Annotated in this window: 20 protein-coding genes; 15 read left to right on the top strand and 5 right to left on the bottom strand. The window is 61.7% G+C overall.

What is annotated here, in order from left to right; all coding sequences use genetic code 11:
- Positions 1 to 150: 150 nt before the first annotated feature.
- The 9 genes from groES (at position 151) to DSM104440_RS17875 (ending at position 6,800) form a co-directional block, all read left to right on the top strand.
- Positions 151 to 438 (top strand): co-chaperone GroES, encoded by a 288-nt coding sequence (groES, locus tag DSM104440_RS17915; RefSeq protein WP_171165081.1) that lies wholly within the window; start codon positions 151 to 153, stop codon positions 436 to 438.
- Positions 439 to 462: 24 nt separating this feature from the next.
- Positions 463 to 2,106 carry a chaperonin GroEL gene (gene groL / locus DSM104440_RS17910; protein WP_171165079.1) on the top strand — a complete coding sequence of 548 codons (1,644 nt, stop codon included), beginning with the start codon at positions 463 to 465 and terminating at the stop codon, positions 2,104 to 2,106.
- Between the two features lie 388 nt (positions 2,107 to 2,494).
- The gene (locus DSM104440_RS17905) at positions 2,495 to 2,965 is read left to right on the top strand and encodes a hypothetical protein (protein ID WP_171165077.1); all 471 of its coding nucleotides are present in this window, start codon (positions 2,495 to 2,497) and stop codon (positions 2,963 to 2,965) included.
- A gap of 138 nt (positions 2,966 to 3,103) precedes the next feature.
- The gene (locus DSM104440_RS17900) at positions 3,104 to 3,403 is read left to right on the top strand and encodes a hypothetical protein (protein ID WP_171165075.1); all 300 of its coding nucleotides are present in this window, start codon (positions 3,104 to 3,106) and stop codon (positions 3,401 to 3,403) included.
- Between the two features lie 400 nt (positions 3,404 to 3,803).
- Positions 3,804 to 4,268, top strand: coding sequence for a toll/interleukin-1 receptor domain-containing protein (locus DSM104440_RS17895; RefSeq protein ID WP_246212054.1), 465 nt, complete (start codon positions 3,804 to 3,806; stop codon positions 4,266 to 4,268).
- A gap of 21 nt (positions 4,269 to 4,289) precedes the next feature.
- Positions 4,290 to 4,760, top strand: a complete 471-nt coding sequence (locus DSM104440_RS17890; RefSeq protein WP_171165071.1) for a hypothetical protein — start codon at positions 4,290 to 4,292, stop codon at positions 4,758 to 4,760.
- A gap of 139 nt (positions 4,761 to 4,899) precedes the next feature.
- Entirely contained in the window at positions 4,900 to 5,472 is a 573-nt protein-coding gene (locus DSM104440_RS17885; RefSeq protein WP_212758132.1) for a DUF4145 domain-containing protein, read from the top strand.
- 22 nt (positions 5,473 to 5,494) lie between these two features.
- Complete coding sequence (locus DSM104440_RS17880; protein ID WP_212758131.1) at positions 5,495 to 6,220, top strand: S1 family peptidase; 726 nt, start codon at positions 5,495 to 5,497, stop codon at positions 6,218 to 6,220.
- A 67-nt stretch (positions 6,221 to 6,287) separates the two neighbouring features.
- Entirely contained in the window at positions 6,288 to 6,800 is a 513-nt protein-coding gene (locus DSM104440_RS17875; RefSeq protein WP_171165069.1) for a hypothetical protein, read from the top strand.
- On the opposite strand, the gene DSM104440_RS17870 is transcribed toward DSM104440_RS17875, so the two are convergent.
- Complete coding sequence (locus tag DSM104440_RS17870) at positions 6,784 to 7,644, bottom strand: YihY/virulence factor BrkB family protein (RefSeq protein ID WP_171165067.1); 861 nt, start codon at positions 7,642 to 7,644, stop codon at positions 6,784 to 6,786. The two genes, DSM104440_RS17875 and DSM104440_RS17870, sit on opposite strands and share 17 nt — an antisense overlap.
- A 184-nt stretch (positions 7,645 to 7,828) precedes the next feature.
- Here DSM104440_RS17870 and DSM104440_RS17865 point away from each other — a divergent pair, with 184 nt between their 5' ends.
- A complete protein-coding gene (locus DSM104440_RS17865; RefSeq protein WP_171165064.1) occupies positions 7,829 to 8,680 on the top strand; it encodes an IPTL-CTERM sorting domain-containing protein in 852 nt (283 codons plus the stop codon).
- Positions 8,681 to 8,704: 24 nt separating this feature from the next.
- Here DSM104440_RS17865 and DSM104440_RS17860 read toward each other — a convergent pair whose 3' ends face one another.
- Together DSM104440_RS17860 and DSM104440_RS17855 are read right to left on the bottom strand one after the other, a co-directional pair.
- On the bottom strand, positions 8,705 to 9,103 hold the full coding sequence (locus tag DSM104440_RS17860) for a hypothetical protein (protein WP_171165062.1): 399 nt from the start codon (positions 9,101 to 9,103) through the stop codon (positions 8,705 to 8,707).
- Complete coding sequence (locus DSM104440_RS17855) at positions 9,100 to 10,011, bottom strand: YihY/virulence factor BrkB family protein (RefSeq protein WP_171165059.1); 912 nt, start codon at positions 10,009 to 10,011, stop codon at positions 9,100 to 9,102. Before DSM104440_RS17855 ends, DSM104440_RS17860 begins: the two co-directional genes overlap by 4 nt.
- Positions 10,012 to 10,062: 51 nt before the next feature.
- On the opposite strand from DSM104440_RS17855, the gene DSM104440_RS19650 reads away from it, so the two are divergent.
- Positions 10,063 to 10,176 carry an IPTL-CTERM sorting domain-containing protein gene (locus DSM104440_RS19650; protein WP_212758130.1) on the top strand — a complete coding sequence of 38 codons (114 nt, stop codon included), beginning with the start codon at positions 10,063 to 10,065 and terminating at the stop codon, positions 10,174 to 10,176.
- 65 nt (positions 10,177 to 10,241) lie between these two features.
- A complete protein-coding gene (locus DSM104440_RS17845) occupies positions 10,242 to 10,391 on the top strand; it encodes a lmo0937 family membrane protein (RefSeq protein ID WP_171165055.1) in 150 nt (49 codons plus the stop codon).
- Between the two features lie 4 nt (positions 10,392 to 10,395).
- Here DSM104440_RS17845 and DSM104440_RS17840 read toward each other — a convergent pair whose 3' ends face one another.
- Positions 10,396 to 11,097 carry an SDR family oxidoreductase gene (locus DSM104440_RS17840; protein WP_171165052.1) on the bottom strand — a complete coding sequence of 234 codons (702 nt, stop codon included), beginning with the start codon at positions 11,095 to 11,097 and terminating at the stop codon, positions 10,396 to 10,398.
- A gap of 208 nt (positions 11,098 to 11,305) precedes the next feature.
- Here DSM104440_RS17840 and DSM104440_RS17835 point away from each other — a divergent pair, with 208 nt between their 5' ends.
- The 3 genes from DSM104440_RS17835 to DSM104440_RS17825 are packed head-to-tail and all read left to right on the top strand — an operon-like array spanning position 11,306 to position 16,167.
- A complete protein-coding gene (locus DSM104440_RS17835; protein WP_171165050.1) occupies positions 11,306 to 12,538 on the top strand; it encodes a caspase family protein in 1,233 nt (410 codons plus the stop codon).
- Positions 12,539 to 12,577: 39 nt separating this feature from the next.
- A complete protein-coding gene (locus DSM104440_RS17830) occupies positions 12,578 to 13,753 on the top strand; it encodes a hypothetical protein (RefSeq protein ID WP_171165048.1) in 1,176 nt (391 codons plus the stop codon).
- A gap of 2 nt (positions 13,754 to 13,755) precedes the next feature.
- Positions 13,756 to 16,167, top strand: coding sequence for a WD40/YVTN/BNR-like repeat-containing protein (locus DSM104440_RS17825; protein WP_171165046.1), 2,412 nt, complete (start codon positions 13,756 to 13,758; stop codon positions 16,165 to 16,167).
- Here the strand turns inward: DSM104440_RS17825 and DSM104440_RS17820 are convergent, their stop codons facing one another.
- Positions 16,168 to 16,608: a hypothetical protein gene (locus DSM104440_RS17820; protein WP_171165044.1), complete on the bottom strand. Its 441-nt coding sequence runs from the start codon at positions 16,606 to 16,608 to the stop codon at positions 16,168 to 16,170.

Genomic DNA, 16,608 nt, shown 5'->3' with positions numbered 1-16,608 from the left:
CTCTTCGCCGGACTTGAAACAGAAGCCTTTGGCCCCTATTATTAGCAGTCACAGTGGGTGAGTGCTAATACCCCACCGTTCGCCTCGGAGGGCTCCCGCCCTCCCCGATTTCGTAGGTCCTAAAGTCCTGTTTTAAAGGAGACAAACCAAATGAAACTGCGTCCGCTGCATGACCGCGTCATCGTCAAGCGCCTGGAAGAAGAACGTAAGACCGCTTCCGGCATCGTGATCCCCGACACCGCCGCCGAAAAGCCCGACCAGGGCGAAGTGATGGCCGTCGGTCCCGGCAAGAAGAACGAAGACGGCAAGGTCTTCCCCGTCGACGTGAAGGTCGGCGACAAGATCCTCTTCGGCAAGTACTCCGGCACCACCGTGAAGGTCGATGGCGATGAGCTCCTCGTGATGCGCGAGGAAGACATCATGGCCGTCGTCAAGTAACGAACGAATTCGAAAGGAACATCCATGGCTGCCAAAGAAGTCAAATTCAAAGAGCACGCACGCGTTCGCATGATCGCGGGTGTGAACATCCTGGCCGACGCAGTGAAGGTCACCCTCGGCCCCAAGGGTCGTAACGTCGTCCTCGAGCGTTCGTTCGGCGCCCCCACCGTCACCAAGGACGGTGTCTCGGTCGCGAAGGAAATCGAACTGAAGGACAAGTTCGAGAACATGGGCGCGCAGATGGTGAAGGAAGTCGCTTCGAAGACTTCCGACGTCGCCGGCGACGGCACCACCACCGCCACCGTGCTGGCCCAGTCGATCGTGACCGAAGGCATGAAGTACGTTGCCGCCGGCATGAACCCGATGGACCTCAAGCGCGGCATCGACAAGGCGGTCATCGCCGCCGTCGAGCAGCTCAAGAAGATCAGCAAGCCTTGCAAGGACACGAAGGAAATCGCGCAGGTGGGTTCCATCTCCGCGAACTCCGATTCCTCGATCGGCGATCGCATCGCTGAAGCGATGGACAAGGTCGGCAAGGAAGGCGTCATCACCGTGGAAGACGGCAAGGGCCTGGAAGACGAGCTGGACGTCGTCGAAGGCATGCAGTTCGACCGCGGCTACATCTCGCCGTACTTCATCAACAACCCCGACAAGCAAGTGGCCCTGCTCGAAGATCCGCTCGTGCTCCTGCACGACAAGAAGATCTCGAACATCCGCGACCTGCTGCCGATCCTCGAGCAAGTGGCCAAGGCTGGCCGTCCGCTGCTGATCATCGCCGAAGACGTCGATGGCGAAGCGCTGGCGACCCTGGTCGTGAACAACCTGCGTGGCATCCTGAAGACGACGGCCGTGAAGGCCCCGGGCTTCGGCGACCGCCGCAAGGCCATGCTCGAAGACATCGCCATCCTCACGGGCGGCACCGTCATCGCTGAAGAGCTCGGCCTCAAGCTCGAGAACGCGCAGCTGAAGGATCTCGGCAAGGCCAAGCGCATCGAAGTGGGCAAGGAAGACACGACGATCATCGACGGCGCCGGCAAGGAAGACGCGATCAAGTCGCGCGTGGAGAACATCCGCAAGCAGATCGACGAAGCCTCCAGCGACTACGACAAGGAAAAGCTGCAGGAGCGCGTCGCGAAGCTCGCCGGCGGTGTTGCCGTGATCAAGGTCGGTGCGGCCACCGAAGTCGAGATGAAGGAAAAGAAGGCCCGCGTCGAAGACGCGCTGCACGCCACGCGTGCCGCCGTTGAAGAAGGCATCGTTCCTGGCGGCGGCGTCGCACTGCTGCGCTGCAAGGAAGCCATCTCCAAGGTGAAGGGCGACAACCCCGACCAGGACGCCGGCATCAAGATCGTGCTCCGCGCGATCGAGCAGCCGCTGCGCGAAATCGCCCGCAACGCCGGCGACGAGCCCTCGGTCGTCATCAACAAGGTTGCCGAAGGCAAGGGCAACTTCGGCTACAACGCCCAAACCGGCGAGTACGGCGACATGGTGGCGATGGGTGTTCTCGATCCCACCAAGGTCACCCGCTACGCGCTGCAGAACGCCGCTTCCGTCGCCGGTCTGATGCTCACGACCGACGCGATGGTCGCCGAGCTGCCGAAGGACGACAAACCGCAGATGGGTGGCGGCGGCGGCGGCATGGGCGGCATGGGTGATATGGATATGTGACAACGCCGACGCGGTTCGTGAGGACCGCGGAGGTGTTGTCATCCTGAGTGATGCGAAGGATCTGCTTTGCTCAGTAGAAATGAAAAAGCCCCGCGCGAGCGGGGCTTTTTTTGTTTGGTTGACGCTTCTGTTTAACGTATGTTAGTAAGGCCAACTACAAGCAACTAACAACATCAGTCCGGCCAAATGCCGGCGCATGAGGGCGCATACCCATGCCAAAGAAGCAGCCCAAATCGCATCTCGCGGCACAAGCCGTGGAGGTTCTGCTGTCACAAGAAAGGCCCCGCGAGAGCGGGGCTTTTCTCGTATGGGGCGCAATAAATTGATGTGACGCAGCATCGGGGGCCGCACACAAATTCAATCCATTCCTGCTTGGAGGTCTCGAGAAATGACATACAAGCTTTATACGGTCGAGCCCTTGGGGCCACACGATCTTCCCCTCGTCATTGCGGCTGCGTATCGAAATCCAGGAGGCTACTTGAAAGGTGAGTGGTTCATCGTCATCCCTGAGGCCGACCCTGGTGTCCTAGGGCAAACAACGAGATTCAATTACAAGGAGATTCCGGCCGACCTAGGAGAGCTCGACGAAGCCTTCATGCAGCGCGAAATGTTGGACCAAGCAACACTGAGACTTCGTACATACATTCACGAAAGAAAGATCGAGATAGGTGCAGGCCGTAGCCGATGGCAGCCCGAGTTGCAAGCTGCAAGTAAAGGGCTGTTCATCCATCTCTGGGTTCGTGGGGGCTACGGTGACGCGCTAAGAAAGGTATTCCACGCGACATCGTGCGATGCGCTCAGAGCCGATATTGAGGCCGTCTCCGTTCTTGACAAATATGACCGGCGAGACCTCGAGTAACACGTCCGAGCGGATCGAGGCCCATCTCTATGACAGTCATGTTTGTTGTCACTCCACAAAGGGTCGCATGTATTGACTGGGCAACTCTGGCCGCGCCACAGGCATCGTGGTCGGCCGCCCAACGCGATCGTTAGCGCCATGGAACAAGCCGGCGAGTATCGATACATCATCGTCGAGTTGTTTGACGGTGCGCATGAAGGCTCACGCAATAGGATTCGCGCACGTCCATTGCCCGACCAATGGGCAAGCCCTGGAATCCGCGTTGAATGTCCGTCGAGTTTTCGAATCCAGCAGAACATCGGCAGGCTCTACAAGTTATGGGCGAAGTTCAAGAGCACCGATACGGCACCACAGCTGTACACAAACCGCGACTGGATTCCCATCCCCGTTACCGCGGAGGAAGCGCGCCGCTTCATAGAGGCTGGGGAGTGGTGGTAATCGTGCGCCTGGCCATTCGTTGGAGCGGACCGAAGCCAATTGTGACCCGCTGTGCAATGCGGCAAGCGGCAAAACGCGCGGCCAGTCAACTCAGTCGTTGTAGCGCATCGCGCTGATTAAACCTGCTACTTGAAAGTTCGAGTTCAAATGGAAGGATTGCGACATGGCTAGATGCACAGCTCCAGTACGTGGGCATAGCTCGGCGGCCGCTGCGGCCGCCTGCCCTGTTTGCCGCTACCGCAGTAGCTACCGCTCTAGCGGATACAGCCCGTCCTACTCCTCGTCCGGTAGCGGAGCCAGCCATAGCAGCATCGGTGGCGGCGGTGGGCCTAGGTCCAGCAGCAGTCCAAGGCCGCGCTGGTCGAGGGTGGGTTCGTCCCTGCCGTACACGGCAAACCAAGTGCACTCGCTCACGCCAATCCGTCAAACTGTTGAGACGCGAGCAGCGGAGCAGCCGGACCTTCGTGACGTCTTCCTGTGCCACGCGTGGGACGACCGGCAGGGGCCCGCCAAAGAGTTGCACGATGCGCTCGTGGCGGCTGGAGTCAAAGTTTGGTTCAGCGAGAAGGACCTTGGCCTCGGCGTGCCGATGATGCGCGCAATCGACAAAGGCTTGGTGAATTCGCGAATTGGCCTTGTGTTGGTGACCCCTGCGCTGCTGGCCCGCCTCCCAAAAGAGGGTGTCGCCGACAAAGAGCTTTCGGCACTCCTAGCGCGCAATCAGCTCGTTCCCATCGTGCATAAGACGACGTATGAAGCTCTCCGCAACGTCAGCCCTCTGCTCGCCTCTCGCAGCGGCCTGGACACTACAGAAGATTCAATAGCGGTGGTCGCGGCAAAAATAGCCGAGCTGGTTGCGCTCTAGCTTGTTGGCACAAACAAGACGATGACATGCCAATCCGTAGTCGCGCTCCTGTCAGCACTCCTAACGCCGGTCATCGCGATCATCACCACGTATATAGCGTGGCAGCAGTGGCAAGGAAATCGGCAGAAGCTTCGCTTCGATCAATACGAGAAGCGCCTCCGCATATATCAGGAGGTCGTGAAGATTCTCGGTCACATCATGAGGGACGCTGATGTGCGCCTCGAAGACTTGATGCTCTTTCGCGCAAACACAGCCGAAGCAGATTTTCTCTTTGGTCCTGAAATCCCAAAGTACATTGAAGAAGTGTTCACTCGGGGCCTCGCGCTCCGGACGGCGATGGTGCAGTACCGCGACGCGTACCAGGAGAAGCCACCGGGCTATGATCACGTGGCAATCGTCAACGAGTCAGACAAGCAGCTTCGCTGGCTAACCGAACAATATGAGCCGGCGAAGCAGAAGTTCTCCAAGTACCTAAAGGTGGGGGCGTCATGACACATGGCATCGAGTCCACGCGGGCCGCGAAGCACGCAGTCCTTGGCCATTGCTGATGCAGAACGACATATTCACGCGTCGATTCGAAGAGCTCGCCGCTCAGTATGGAAGGCTCCCCTTTCACGCCAACGGGGGAGGCATGTCCGGCTCACACGTTCCATCAGGACTGTGGGAGCAGTGGGCAACCAGTGCGCAAAGCCTGATTCGCGCTGTGTTCGGAGAGGTGTCGCCGCACTATCAAAACTTTGTGAAGGCTCTCAGCGATTGCAGCGGATACGACCATCAAGTCCACGTTCTCAAGGGAATCTTTCAAAGCGCGAAGGAGGACTTTGATGGCGGCTATGTCTTCAACGTCGATCTTCGCGTTTCGGGCGAAGTGTTCGGTGACTTCGTGACTCTGGCCAGACAGGCCCTTTCGGAAGGTCACAAAGACGTCGCCGCGGTGTTGGCATGCGCCGCGTTGGAGGATGCACTGAAGCGATATGCGGCCACGAACGGATTAGAAGTCGGCGACAAGGTGATGCAGGAGGTAGTGAACGCGCTCAAAGCGAAGGGCCTGGTTTCCGGAGCTCAAAAGTCCCTACTGGACGCAATGCCAAAGATTCGCGACTACGCAATGCACGCCAACTGGGACAAGATTGCGGCGCCTGACGTTAATAGCGTCATCGCTTTCGTGGAGAGTCTCCTCCTAACCAAGTTCAGCAACGGATAGGCCCAATCGCAGCGGAGGCAAGATGGAATGGTTTGAAGCGATCGATCAACTAAAACCCTACGTCGTACGAATCTCCACGCCATCAGGATCTGGGACGGGCTGGCTTGTGTCGCGGAGCACGACGTCAAGTCTTTGCGCAATCGCCACGGCCGGACACGTTATCGATCACGCGCACTACTGGGAAGAACCCATTCGACTCCATCACACTCAGTCCGGCCAATCAGTTGTCCTCCGTGCACCGGACCGCTCCATTCACCTGGAGTCTCAACTGGACTCCGCCGGACTGATCTTCGATTGCACTACATTGCCACTGCCCGATCTACCAATCGAGTTGGTTCCGAAGGACAAGTTCGTCGTGCCTGGCGTCGAAATAGGCTGGCTCGGGTTTCCTGCAATTCCACGAGCCGATCTATGTTTTTTCTCCGGACGCATCAGCGCGTTCATTGAAGCTGACTCCGCCTATATGGTCGATGGCGTCGCAATCAATGGCGTCAGTGGGGGGCCGGCGTTCAACATTAACGGGGGAGAGCTGCGGCTATTGGGTATCGTGTCGGCCTATATTCCCAATCGCGCCACGGGCGATGCTCTGCCCGGAGTTGCAGTCGTTCGCGACGCGACGCAGTTTCACGACCTCACGGAGCGCTTTCGTGACTTCGATGATGCGAAGAAGCAAGAGAGCCCGCCCGCGAATGCGGCGCCCTCCGAGGTGACCGAAGGGGAGCCTCCGATAAAGACTTTGCACAAGTGATTGTGCGACCTCGTTGCGCGTCCGAAAGAGCCGTCGTCAACTAGGACGATGGTCAGGGAGGCACCAATTGCTAGAGCCACCAGACGGACCATGGGTTGACCCCGAACTACTTCAGAGGGAGGCGGTTGAGAAACTTGTTGAGATCGAAACAAAGCTCGTCTCAGCGATCTACGACAAGGCTGTCGCGTACACGAACTTGGTTGTAGCCGCCGGTTACGCCGCGTTCTTCGGGCTATGGGCAATCACCAAGCCCTATGCCTCGCCGGGACTACTGCAGTGGGCTGCGCTACTAATGTTGGCATCAGCCGCCACGTTCGTCATCTTCGAGATTTACAAAATGTGGCGAACCACGCAGGACCTCAACTCGCGCTACTTTCGGTTGGGACAAATGATCGAGGGAAAGTCCGCAGTCGAGTTGCTAGCAATGTACCGAAGGACTGGCCTGGAGGCTCAACAGTCGGCGCTCGCCCTAGTGCCTAAGTGGCGAATCGCGCTGGGAGTATCTGCAACTACGGGCCTCGCAGCAGTCCTCCTGCTAGGGGCGGCGCTTCTTATCGGAGTATTCAAAGGTGCTGTTTAGAGACGCGCGGACACAGACTCCCGCACGTAATCGCGTACTGCCTCGTAAACTCCGCCCCCAAAAAGAAAATCTGCGCCGAGTAGTAAACCCAAAGCAGCAGCGCCACCAGCGACCCCGCCGCCCCAAAGCTCGAAGCCACGTCGCTGTTCCCGAGGTAAAGCCCAATCGCATACTTCCCCAAGCTGAAAAGCCCCGCTGTAAAGAGCGCGCCAATCCAAACGTCCCGCCAGGAAAGCTTCACCGCCGGAAGCATCTTGAAGATCACGGCGAAGAGACACGCGACCACGGCGAGCGACACGAGCGAAGAAAACACCGCCAGCGCCATCGATTCGCTGCCAAGGAATCCACCCGCGTAGTTCGCGAGCACCGTAAGCGCCGCGCTCATCACGAGCGACACGAGTAGTAGAAACGAAAGAATCAGCACCATCCCGAACGCGAGCAGCCGCGAGCGCAGGAAGTTGAGGATGCCTTGCCCCTTCGTCGGCTCGACACCCCAGATCTCATCGAGGCTGTCCTTCAGCTCGACGAACACCGTCGTCGCGCCCACGATCAGCAGGGCACCGGCAACCAACGTCGCAACGAGACCGGATTCAGGATCGCGAGCACTGGCGAGCATCGCCTCCACCGCCTGCGCGCCGCTTTGTCCCATGAGTCCTCGCAGCTGCGCGACGATCGCTCCCTGCGCCGCCTCGGCCCCGAACACGTAGCCCGCCGCAGCGATCGAGAGAATGAGGATCGGCGCCATCGCGAACAGCGTGTAGAACGCGAGCGCCGCGCCCTTGCTGCTGCAGCGATCGTCCACCCAGGCTTCGAGCGTTTGGCGCAGGGCCTTCGCGGTTTCCATATCCCGCGACGCTACCGGCGCCCGAGCACACCGCAATCAGCGCGCTCCTACACGCCTCTGTGCGCTAACGAACTCACCGCTCGGTGCGCCACCGCACAGACCCCGCCACCCGACGTGCGTAGCCTTCGCAAGATCGAGCGTGAACGACTTCGTCGTTCCGAGTAGGTGTCGGGAGAAAACCAAAATGAATCGCATCCTAAGAAACGCCCCCGCGCTGGCAGCGCGCGCGGCCGTCATCCTGTCGTGCAGCGTTTCCACCGCGGCACTCGCGCAAGTCGCCCCCAACCTCGGAACCGCCGCCCCTTTCGGCGTCGTCTCCAGCACCTTCACCAATTCCAATACCGGGTTGCAAACGGCCATCGCCGGAAACGTCTGCTTCACGACGGGACCCGTAACGCCCCCGATCAGCATCACGGGTACGACGACGACCCCTTGTGCTCCCCAGGTCGGCTTGGATCAAAACGCCGCGCTCGCAGTGCTGATCGGCCAACCCTGCACCAGCCTCGGCGCCGGTGCGGTGGCCCTCAACGCAGTCGTCGTCGGCGCCAACCCGCCCGGCACGATTCCCCCGGGCTGCTACTCCAGCGGTGGCGCGATGAACATCACCGTGAGCACGACCGTGACCCTCACCGGTGGCGGCGTCTACATCTTCAGGCCGGGCGGGGCGCTCAACACCGGCGCCGATTCGCGCGTGATCATGGCCGGCGGCGCATGTGCATCTGATGTGTACTGGGCGCCCGTGGGCGCAGCGACCCTGGGCGCGAACGCCGCGGCCTCGGCCACGCCGACCTTCCAGGGCAACATCCTCTCGGCCGCGGGCGTCACGATCGGCCACTTCGCCAACCTCACGGGCCGCGCACTCGCGTTCGGCGGAACGGTCACGACCGACGCCAACACGATCACCGTGCCCACTTGCACCACCCTCGTCCCCGGCGGCATCAACGTGGTTCCGACGCTCTCCCAGTGGGCGATGTTGCTGCTCACCCTGCTGATGGCGATCGCGGCCTTTACGGTGCTGCGCAACCGGGCAAGGTAGTCGTCACCTGACCGGGACTGCGGCTTACCACTTGCCGTAACGCAACTTCGCACTGTTCACGCAGTCGCTCTTGGCGTCGCCGGTCCGGGTGTCGCATTTCTCGAGCGCCACGGCGTAGTCGGCCTTTGACTGCGCGTCGCGCATTTCACGGCGGCCGGTCGCCTCGGGCTTGTCCATGGCACCGAGCCCGGCCCGGGCGACGTTCTCCGCGCCCTTGGCCTCTGCCATGCAGATGTCCTTCCTGTCGCCCTCAAGCGCCTCGCAGGCCGCCTTGGCGGCCTTGTAGTCGGCTTCGATCTTCAGTTGCGCGGCCTTGTTGAGTTCATCCTTCGACGTGCTGTCGGCCGTGGCGCAGGCGCTGAACGCGAGGCCGATCGCGGTTGCGATCGCTGCACGGGTCGTGAGGTCGTGATTGCGGTTCATGGTCTTTGTGTCCTCAAGGGGTCCAAGTCGACGGCGTCGACCCTGGTCGTTGCGAGGCTTCCAAAAGCGAGGGCGTACTGCCGCGTGAACTCCGCGCCCAGGAAGAAGATCTGCGCGGAGTAGAAGACCCATAGCAGTAGCGCGATGAGCGAGCCGGCCGCACCGAAGCTCGAAGCGGCGCTGCTCTTGGCGAGGTAGACGCCGATCCCGTATTTCCCGAGCGTGAACAACGCCGCCGTGAAAACCGCGCCGACCCAGACATCGCGCCACGACAGCGGCGCATCCGGCAGCACCTTGTAGATCACCGCGAACAGGCACGCGATGGCTCCGAAGGCGATCGCCGAGGAGACGATGGCGAGCACCTGGTGGGAGCTGCCCCAGATCCCGTCCACGTAGCTCTCGAGCACGGCCAGCGCCGTGCTGATCACGAGCGACACGAACATCAGGGATGCGAGGACCAGCACCAGGCCGAAGGAGTGAAGCTGCGTGCGCAGGAACACCACGATCGCGAGCCCCTTCGGAGGCTCGATGCCCCAGAGCTCATCGAGGCTGCCCTTCAGTTCGACGAAGACGCTGGCGGCCCCCACCAACAGCACCACGCTTGCGACCAGCGTCGCCGTGAGGCTGGTTGCGGGATCGCGCGCGCCCATGAGCAGCGCCTGGATCGCCTGCGCGCCATTGCGCCCCACCATTCCTTCGAGCTTCGCGACGATCGCACCCTGTGCCGCGTCCGCGCCGAAGAAGTAGCCCGCGGCCGCGATCGCCAGCACGAGAATCGGCGCCATCGAGAACAGCGTGTAGAAGGCCAGCGCCGCGCCCTTGCTTCCGGCGCGGTGGTCGATCCACGACGACAGGGACCGGGTCAGGACCGTGCCCAGGCGGCGTGGCCAGGAGGCTATTGCGTTCATGTCGCAGCGTAGTGCCAGCCTCCGGCGCGGTCTGTTCGCTTGCGCACAGTCGTGCAGTTCGTACGTCGCGTGACTGCGGTTCCGACGCTCTCGGAATGGGCGGTCGTGCTGCTCGGACTGCTCATGCTCGGATTCGCCTGCGTAGGACCACGCCGACAGACCTGACCTTCGCACCGCCGCATGCTTGCCTTGCAGCTCGCGGAGCTCGCTTACCAGGAAAGGTCCACCCCATGCTTTATACGATCGCCGTCATCCTCATCATCCTCTGGCTGCTGGGCCTCGTGAGCTCGTACACGCTGGGGGGCTTCATCCACGTCCTCCTCGTCGTCGCGCTCGTGGTCATACTGGTCAACTTCATCAGCGGGCGCAAAACCCTCTGAGTCGCTAGACCCCGCGCATCAAGCCGCCGTCGACCTTGATGTTCTGGCCGGTGATGTACGCCGCGCCCGTTGAGGCGAGGAACGAGATCGTCGCGGCGATCTCCTCGCTCGTGCCGTAGCGCTTCATCGGCACCGTATCGCGGCGAGCATCCTGCGCGGGCAGGCTGTCGATCCATCCGGGCAGCACGTTGTTCATCCGCACGTTGTCGCCCGCGTACTGATCCGCGAACAGCTTCGTGAACGCGGCAAGCCCCGCGCGAAACACCGCTGACGTCGGAAACATCGCACTCGGCTCGAACGCCCACGCCGTCGAGATGTTGATGATCACGCCACTCTTCTGCTTCACCATCGTCGGCGTCACCAGCCGAGTCGGGCGGATCACGTTCATCAAGTAGACGTCCATGCCCGTGCGCCACTGCTCGTCGGTGAGCTCGAGCACCGGCGCGCGCGGCCCGTGGCCCGCGCTGTTCACCAGCACGTCGATGCGGCCCCATCGTTCGAGCGTCGCATCCACCAGGCGATTGAGGTCCACCGGATTCTGGTTCGATCCCGTTACGCCCAGGCCACCCAGGTCGGCGGCGAGCGCTTCACCCTTTCCCGACGACGAGAGGATGGCGACATGGAAGCCATCGGCCGCGAGCTTGTGCGCCGCCGCCGCGCCCATCCCGCTGCCACCCGCCGTCACGATCGCGACTTTCTCTTGCATGCGTTTCTCCTAGTGCATCCGTCATGTCGATCTGTCGAATTTTCCGCATTCCCTGCCCCAACGCCGCACTGTCGGGCGCCGGACGCCGACATTTAACATCGGTTGCATATCGTATTGCAGCCTATTAACCTTTGTTAGCGACGCGCAACCGGCACCCCAGCGGAGCCGGGACACGAGCGTCGAACAAGAAAAAGTTGGGAGGCGCCACATGCTGAAGCGACTCGCCCTCGTGGCTGGATGCTCTGTCCTCGCAGGCGTGTGCCTGCTTGCGAAAGCTGAGGGCACGGAACCTCGGGTCGCCTTGGTCATCGGCAACTACTCCTACCCGGTTGGCCCCCTCAAGAATCCTGGAAATGATGCCGACGGCGTAGCCGATACGTTGATCGCCATCGGCTTCGACGTTATCAAGAAGAAAAACCTGACTCAGCCGGAGATGGTGAGCGCGGTCAACGAATTCTACGACCGGCTGCGTCCCGGCTCCCTGGCGCTCGTCTACTACTCGGGCCACGGAATGGAGGTTAGAGGTGTCAACTACCTTCTTCCCGTGGATGTTCGCCTGCGCTTCGAGACCGACGTCGATGTCGAGGGGATACGGCTGAACTGGATCCTGCAGAAACTCGCGGACGCCGGCACTGACACGAACATCGTTGTATTGGATGCGTGCCGGAACAACCCCTTCGAAAACCGGCTGAGGAGTGGCGTGTCACGAGGCCTCGCTCAGATCGTGCTTCCAGCTGCAACACGAACCAACGGAACCTTCGTGGCCTATGCGACTGCACCCGGCAGTGTCGCCGATGACGGGAGTGGCGAGTACGGACGGTACACAAGCGAGTTCATCTCGATCGTGCCGAAGACGCCCGAACAGGTCGAGCTCGTCTTTCGGGCGATTCGAAACCGCGTCATCGAGGAGAGCAGGGAGCAGCAACAGCCGTGGGACGCGACGTCGCTGCGCAAGCCCGTGTATCTCGCTCGCCAGATATCGATCAAGGACGCGGAGATGTACGTCAGCAATCCCCTGAATCGGTTCGCGAAGATTGGTCCGATCTTCTCGGCCTCGTTCCTGATGCCGGAGGGTTGGGTGATGCGTGGGCCCGTCGAGTCGGTCGCGAACCTCGACTCAGGGGCGACGCCCGGGAAGCAACAGATTGTGGTGCGTGCGCCCCCAGGGGATACCAAGCTCGAGAACCCGACCATCCTGTGCGATCCCGAGCCTTGCAAGGGAAAGCTCGTTTCCGTCGAGCTGGCGGACGACAAGAAGACTGCAGTCGCGACGTACGAGCCCGCCATCGGCGAAACCGCAAAAGTCCGCCTGAAGGTTGACGCGTACGACTGGCGTCGAGTCGGCGTGTTCAACGCGAAATCCGGCTTCATCGAAAGCACTTCACAGGCGATGTTGACCTCGGAAGAGGCACGCAAGGCCGTTCAGGCTATCCGGTACTGACCCAGCCGCATCTACCAGGAAATCAAGAAAGGAAAACCCATGCGCACGCAGAGATCTCCTATTGTCCTGTTGCTCTTCCTCCTGGCCAGCACGCTGGCGATCGCTGACACCGATCCCAACGCCGAGGAAAAGCTTCGCCTGCAGCAGCAGAAGGAATTGCTCGAAGCGCAGAAGGCGCTGCTCGATGCCCAGAAAGCCCTCTTCGATGCGCAGTTCCCGAAGTTCACCGGAGGCAAGGCCGGCGCGCTCACGTTCGGAACGAGCGTCGATCCATTCCATGCGACGGTGAATGCCCAGCGCGCGCTTCGCCTCCTGGGCGACCGCATCTGCACCGACAAGGCCCTTAAGGCCGCCCCGACCATCGTCATCGTGGCCGACGAGGACCTCAAGGCGGCGACCGCGTATCGATTGGCCCATCGCCAACTCGACGTGCTCGTGAAAGCGTACGAATCACTCGCGGGAGACGACAAGACGCCGAAGACCCGGTCGAGTCCGATTGCCGCGGGCATGGCCGTTCCCGCATTCGCCACGGCGCTCTCGAGCATCGCCGACCTGACCAGGCTCTTTCGCTCCGACCTGAAGGTGTCGCCGGAGGAGGTCGCTGTCTCGGAAAATGACCTGCTGAGCGCGATAGCGGCCTGCGAGGGCTTCGCCGGGAAGGTGAAGACGTCGCAGACCATGACCATGAAGATGCTCGACGAGGGGCAGTCGACTTTCTGGGCTGCCTACAAGAAGGCGCAAACCCTTCGCGCAGAAGCCGAGGCCAGGGGACCCGTGGAGGTCGCCGAGTTGTCGGTCTTCGACAAGGCCAAGATCGGCGCTGCTTCGAAGGAGGACAAGGCCGCGTTCGTGAAGCTCACGGCCGATACCACGCGCCGGGCGGCGTTGATCACGATTCACGACAAGATCGAGACACTCGTGGGCGGTGCCAGTGAGGCGAAATATCCGAACCTCCTGTGGATCCTGCGCGGAGAGGAAGTCGTCAAGCAGTTCGACGTGGCGAAAGCCGCACCGGGCGGGGTCCTGCTCTCGGCCAACATCGTCGCCAAGGGCGGCTTCAGCGTCGTGAGCACGAGCATCTGGCGTTCCGACAGGTTCTACAGTCGCGGCGGCGTCGCCGTTTCCTACCGCGTGGTGGATCCCAAGAACCAGAACACTCTCAGCGCGGGATTCGTGGACCAGGAAAGCGACGTCCAGAGAGTGAAGTTCGACTAGCCATGGGCCGCCCTCTCTTCAGGCTTTCGGTATGGGTCGCGCTCGCGGCGTTGAGTCTCCCCATCGATGACGCTCAGGCGCAGGGACGCCTGAGCCCGAACAAGAAGAAGGAGGGTGAATCGGCCGACTACGCGTTGAGGCGGGCGCAAGCCTTCCACGACTTGTATGCGGGCTCCGAGGAAAAGTCCGAGGTGGCGAACGCGAAGCGAACGTTCTCCGCGCGCACAATTGGCCAACCGGCAGCGATCGGGCGCCCATTGCCGATCTACTACCCTTCCGTCAATCGTGATGCGAAGTTGAATGCGCTCACCGCCGGCGCCCCGGCGGTCCGATTTCCCGGATCGACATTCAGGACGATGACCCCCGGAGCGCCTCCGCAGCCGGGGATCGTGTGGAGGAACCTGGGACCTACCAACACCGCAGGACGCGTGTCCTCGCTTGCGGTCGATCCCCACGATCCGAAGACCATCTATCGAGGCACGGCAGGCGGCGGGCTCTGGCGTTCAAGGGATGGCGGGGTCACGTGGACGCCGCTGACCGACAGCCTGGGAAATCTTTCGATCGGCGCCGTCGCGCTCGCGCCGAAATCGAAGCCGGAAGATCCACAGGTCATCTACATGGGCACCGGTGAAGGGGTCGTCGCGATCGACGGCATCGATGGGATCGGGTTCCTGCGATCACCTGATGGTGGCGAGACGTGGGATCTCCCCGTGTCCGTGAGTGCCACCAAGTTCTTCGCGATCAACGTTCACCCGGCGAAATCAATGGAGGTCCTGGTGGCCACCTCCGGCGGAATCCAGAAATCGACCGACGGTGGCAAGACGTGGGCGACGAAGCTCGCGAATGTGTATGGAACGGATCTCGCGAGGCTTCCCGGTGCGCCGCAGACGGTTCTGGCGACGGTGTGGGATGTCGCGACGGCGAACCAGACCGGCCGCGGTTTCATCTATCGGTCGACCGATGGCGGCGACTCGTGGACAAAGGTGGCCGGCGCGGGCCTTGGAATCTTCGACGCGGAAGCTGGACGAATGGCGCTGGCCGTCTCGATCAGCAAACCGGGAGTGGCGTATGTCCTTGCGGCCTCGGCCCAGGGTGACTCGAAGGACTGTCGGCAGGATCCCGTCGACCAGACGGGCGTCTATCGCTCGGAGGATGGCGGGCAGACATGGTCGTTCAGGTCCAATCCGATCACGGGATCCTGTGATGCCGATGGCCACGATTCAATTCTCGGCGGCCAAGGGTGGTACGCAACGGCCATCACGGTATCGCCCACGGACCCCAACGTGCTTGTCGCCGGCGGCCTGGATGTCTGGAGGTCCGCGGACGGTGGCGGATCCTGGACCAAGCAGTCGCGTTGGCACGAAGAGAAAACGAGTCCCACGTACTCGCACGCCGACATCCATGCATTCGCCTGGGCCGGAAACCGATTGCTCATCGGGGATGATGGGGGCGTCGGTACCAGCTCCGACGTCGCGCGGAGCTTCTCGCGCCTGGACAAGGGAATCACGACGAAGCAGTACTACTCGCTCGGCATCTCTCCCACCGATCGTGACCTGCTGATCGGTGGCGCGCAGGACAATGGGACGGACATCCGCATCGGCGCGAGCGCGGAGTTCCTCGAGGTGATCGGTGGCGATGGCTTCGCGGTGGCGGTCAACGCGAAGGATCCGAAGGTGCTCTATGGGTCGGTCTATAACTCGCGCATCTTTCGCTCCACCGATGGCGGAAAGAAGTTCAGCGAGATCTCGCCGAAATACTCACGCGGCGAACGTCGCCCGTTCATCACGCCCCTCACAATGGATCCCAACAACTCCTCGGTGCTCTACACCGGCTCGCACCTTCTCTGGAAGACGGCCGACGGCGGCACCACCTGGAGCAAGACCTCCGAGACCGATCTCGCGGATGCTTTTGGCGGCAATGGATACCTCACCAAGGTCGCCGTGGCGAGTTTGAACTCGCAGTTCCTGCTCGCCTCCGCGAGCAATGGGACCGTGAAGCTCAGCAAGGACGGAGGCGCGAGCTGGACACTGCAGACCGGCTTGCCTGGGAGCTACACGACGCACGTTGAGTTCGATCCCAAGTCGCTCGACGTCTTCTATGCCACCTACACCGCATCGTCCCCCGGAGGACTCGTCTACAAGACGATCGACGGCGGCAAGTCCTTCACGCGGGTGGATCGCGGCCTGCCCCGGGTTCCGGTCCACGTGCTGCGCGTGGATCCGAAGGATCAACGCATCCTGTATGTCGGGACCGACGTCGGCCTGTATCGATCCACGGACGGCGGCGCTCAATGGGACAGGTACGTGAAGGACCTTCCGGCCGTGAGCATCTGGGACATCGCGATCCTTTCGGATCGATCGGCGATGCGCCTGGCAAGCCACGGCCGCGGGTTCTTTGAAATCAAGCTTCCCTGACTAGCGTGGAAGAGGCCAGCACTCCAGGACGGTCCATGAGTTGACCGCTTCCTCGACCGTGGCGTTGCCTTGGCGCCGGTCAGGACGCGGGCAGGGGGCGCTGCGAATCACGGCAAGTCGCTTCCCTTCGTTGCCCTGCGTGATCGTCAATCGCCAGGGCCGTCCGCGCGCATCCTCGTAGAGGACTGCGTCATCGGACAGGTCGCGAACGCGGGAGACAGGGCCGGTGGGCAGCTGGAGCGGGAGATCGGAGAGTGAGGGATATCCGGCCGCGCTCCACGAGCCGGCATCCGATAGCGCGATGAGTGCTTTCGAGTCGCGCGATGCGAGGGCTCGCTCGAAGTCCCTGAGGAAGAGCTCGCGAGACTCGCTTGGGGAAAGACCCACCGCCTGGCCCATGAGAAAGATCGCCGCAACCACAGCGATGTTCGACGCGATCAT

This window comes from Usitatibacter palustris (assembly GCF_013003985.1).
Lineage (GTDB): Bacteria > Pseudomonadota > Gammaproteobacteria > Burkholderiales > Usitatibacteraceae > Usitatibacter > Usitatibacter palustris.
The sequence above is the reverse complement of the archived record's forward strand: the minus strand, read 5'-3'. Positions and strand labels throughout refer to the sequence as shown.

What these genes read in the sequence shown, in the direction of transcription:
- groES (WP_171165081.1), top strand. Translation starts at nt 151, where the DNA reads ATGAAACTGCGTCCGCTGCATGACCGCGTCATCGTCAAGCGCCTGGAA.
- groL (WP_171165079.1), top strand. Translation starts at nt 463, where the DNA reads ATGGCTGCCAAAGAAGTCAAATTCAAAGAGCACGCACGCGTTCGCATG.
- DSM104440_RS17905 (WP_171165077.1), top strand. Translation starts at nt 2,495, where the DNA reads ATGACATACAAGCTTTATACGGTCGAGCCCTTGGGGCCACACGATCTT.
- DSM104440_RS17900 (WP_171165075.1), top strand. Translation starts at nt 3,104, where the DNA reads ATGGAACAAGCCGGCGAGTATCGATACATCATCGTCGAGTTGTTTGAC.
- DSM104440_RS17890 (WP_171165071.1), top strand. Translation starts at nt 4,290, where the DNA reads ATGACATGCCAATCCGTAGTCGCGCTCCTGTCAGCACTCCTAACGCCG.
- DSM104440_RS17885 (WP_212758132.1), top strand. Translation starts at nt 4,900, where the DNA reads ATGTCCGGCTCACACGTTCCATCAGGACTGTGGGAGCAGTGGGCAACC.
- DSM104440_RS17880 (WP_212758131.1), top strand. Translation starts at nt 5,495, where the DNA reads ATGGAATGGTTTGAAGCGATCGATCAACTAAAACCCTACGTCGTACGA.
- DSM104440_RS17870 (WP_171165067.1), bottom strand. Translation starts at nt 7,644, where the DNA reads ATGGAAACCGCGAAGGCCCTGCGCCAAACGCTCGAAGCCTGGGTGGAC.
- DSM104440_RS17865 (WP_171165064.1), top strand. Translation starts at nt 7,829, where the DNA reads ATGAATCGCATCCTAAGAAACGCCCCCGCGCTGGCAGCGCGCGCGGCC.
- DSM104440_RS17860 (WP_171165062.1), bottom strand. Translation starts at nt 9,103, where the DNA reads ATGAACCGCAATCACGACCTCACGACCCGTGCAGCGATCGCAACCGCG.
- DSM104440_RS17855 (WP_171165059.1), bottom strand. Translation starts at nt 10,011, where the DNA reads ATGAACGCAATAGCCTCCTGGCCACGCCGCCTGGGCACGGTCCTGACC.
- DSM104440_RS17845 (WP_171165055.1), top strand. Translation starts at nt 10,242, where the DNA reads ATGCTTTATACGATCGCCGTCATCCTCATCATCCTCTGGCTGCTGGGC.
- DSM104440_RS17840 (WP_171165052.1), bottom strand. Translation starts at nt 11,097, where the DNA reads ATGCAAGAGAAAGTCGCGATCGTGACGGCGGGTGGCAGCGGGATGGGC.
- DSM104440_RS17835 (WP_171165050.1), top strand. Translation starts at nt 11,306, where the DNA reads ATGCTGAAGCGACTCGCCCTCGTGGCTGGATGCTCTGTCCTCGCAGGC.
- DSM104440_RS17830 (WP_171165048.1), top strand. Translation starts at nt 12,578, where the DNA reads ATGCGCACGCAGAGATCTCCTATTGTCCTGTTGCTCTTCCTCCTGGCC.
- DSM104440_RS17825 (WP_171165046.1), top strand. Translation starts at nt 13,756, where the DNA reads ATGGGCCGCCCTCTCTTCAGGCTTTCGGTATGGGTCGCGCTCGCGGCG.
- DSM104440_RS17820 (WP_171165044.1), bottom strand. Translation starts at nt 16,608, where the DNA reads ATGATCGCGTCGAACATCGCTGTGGTTGCGGCGATCTTTCTCATGGGC.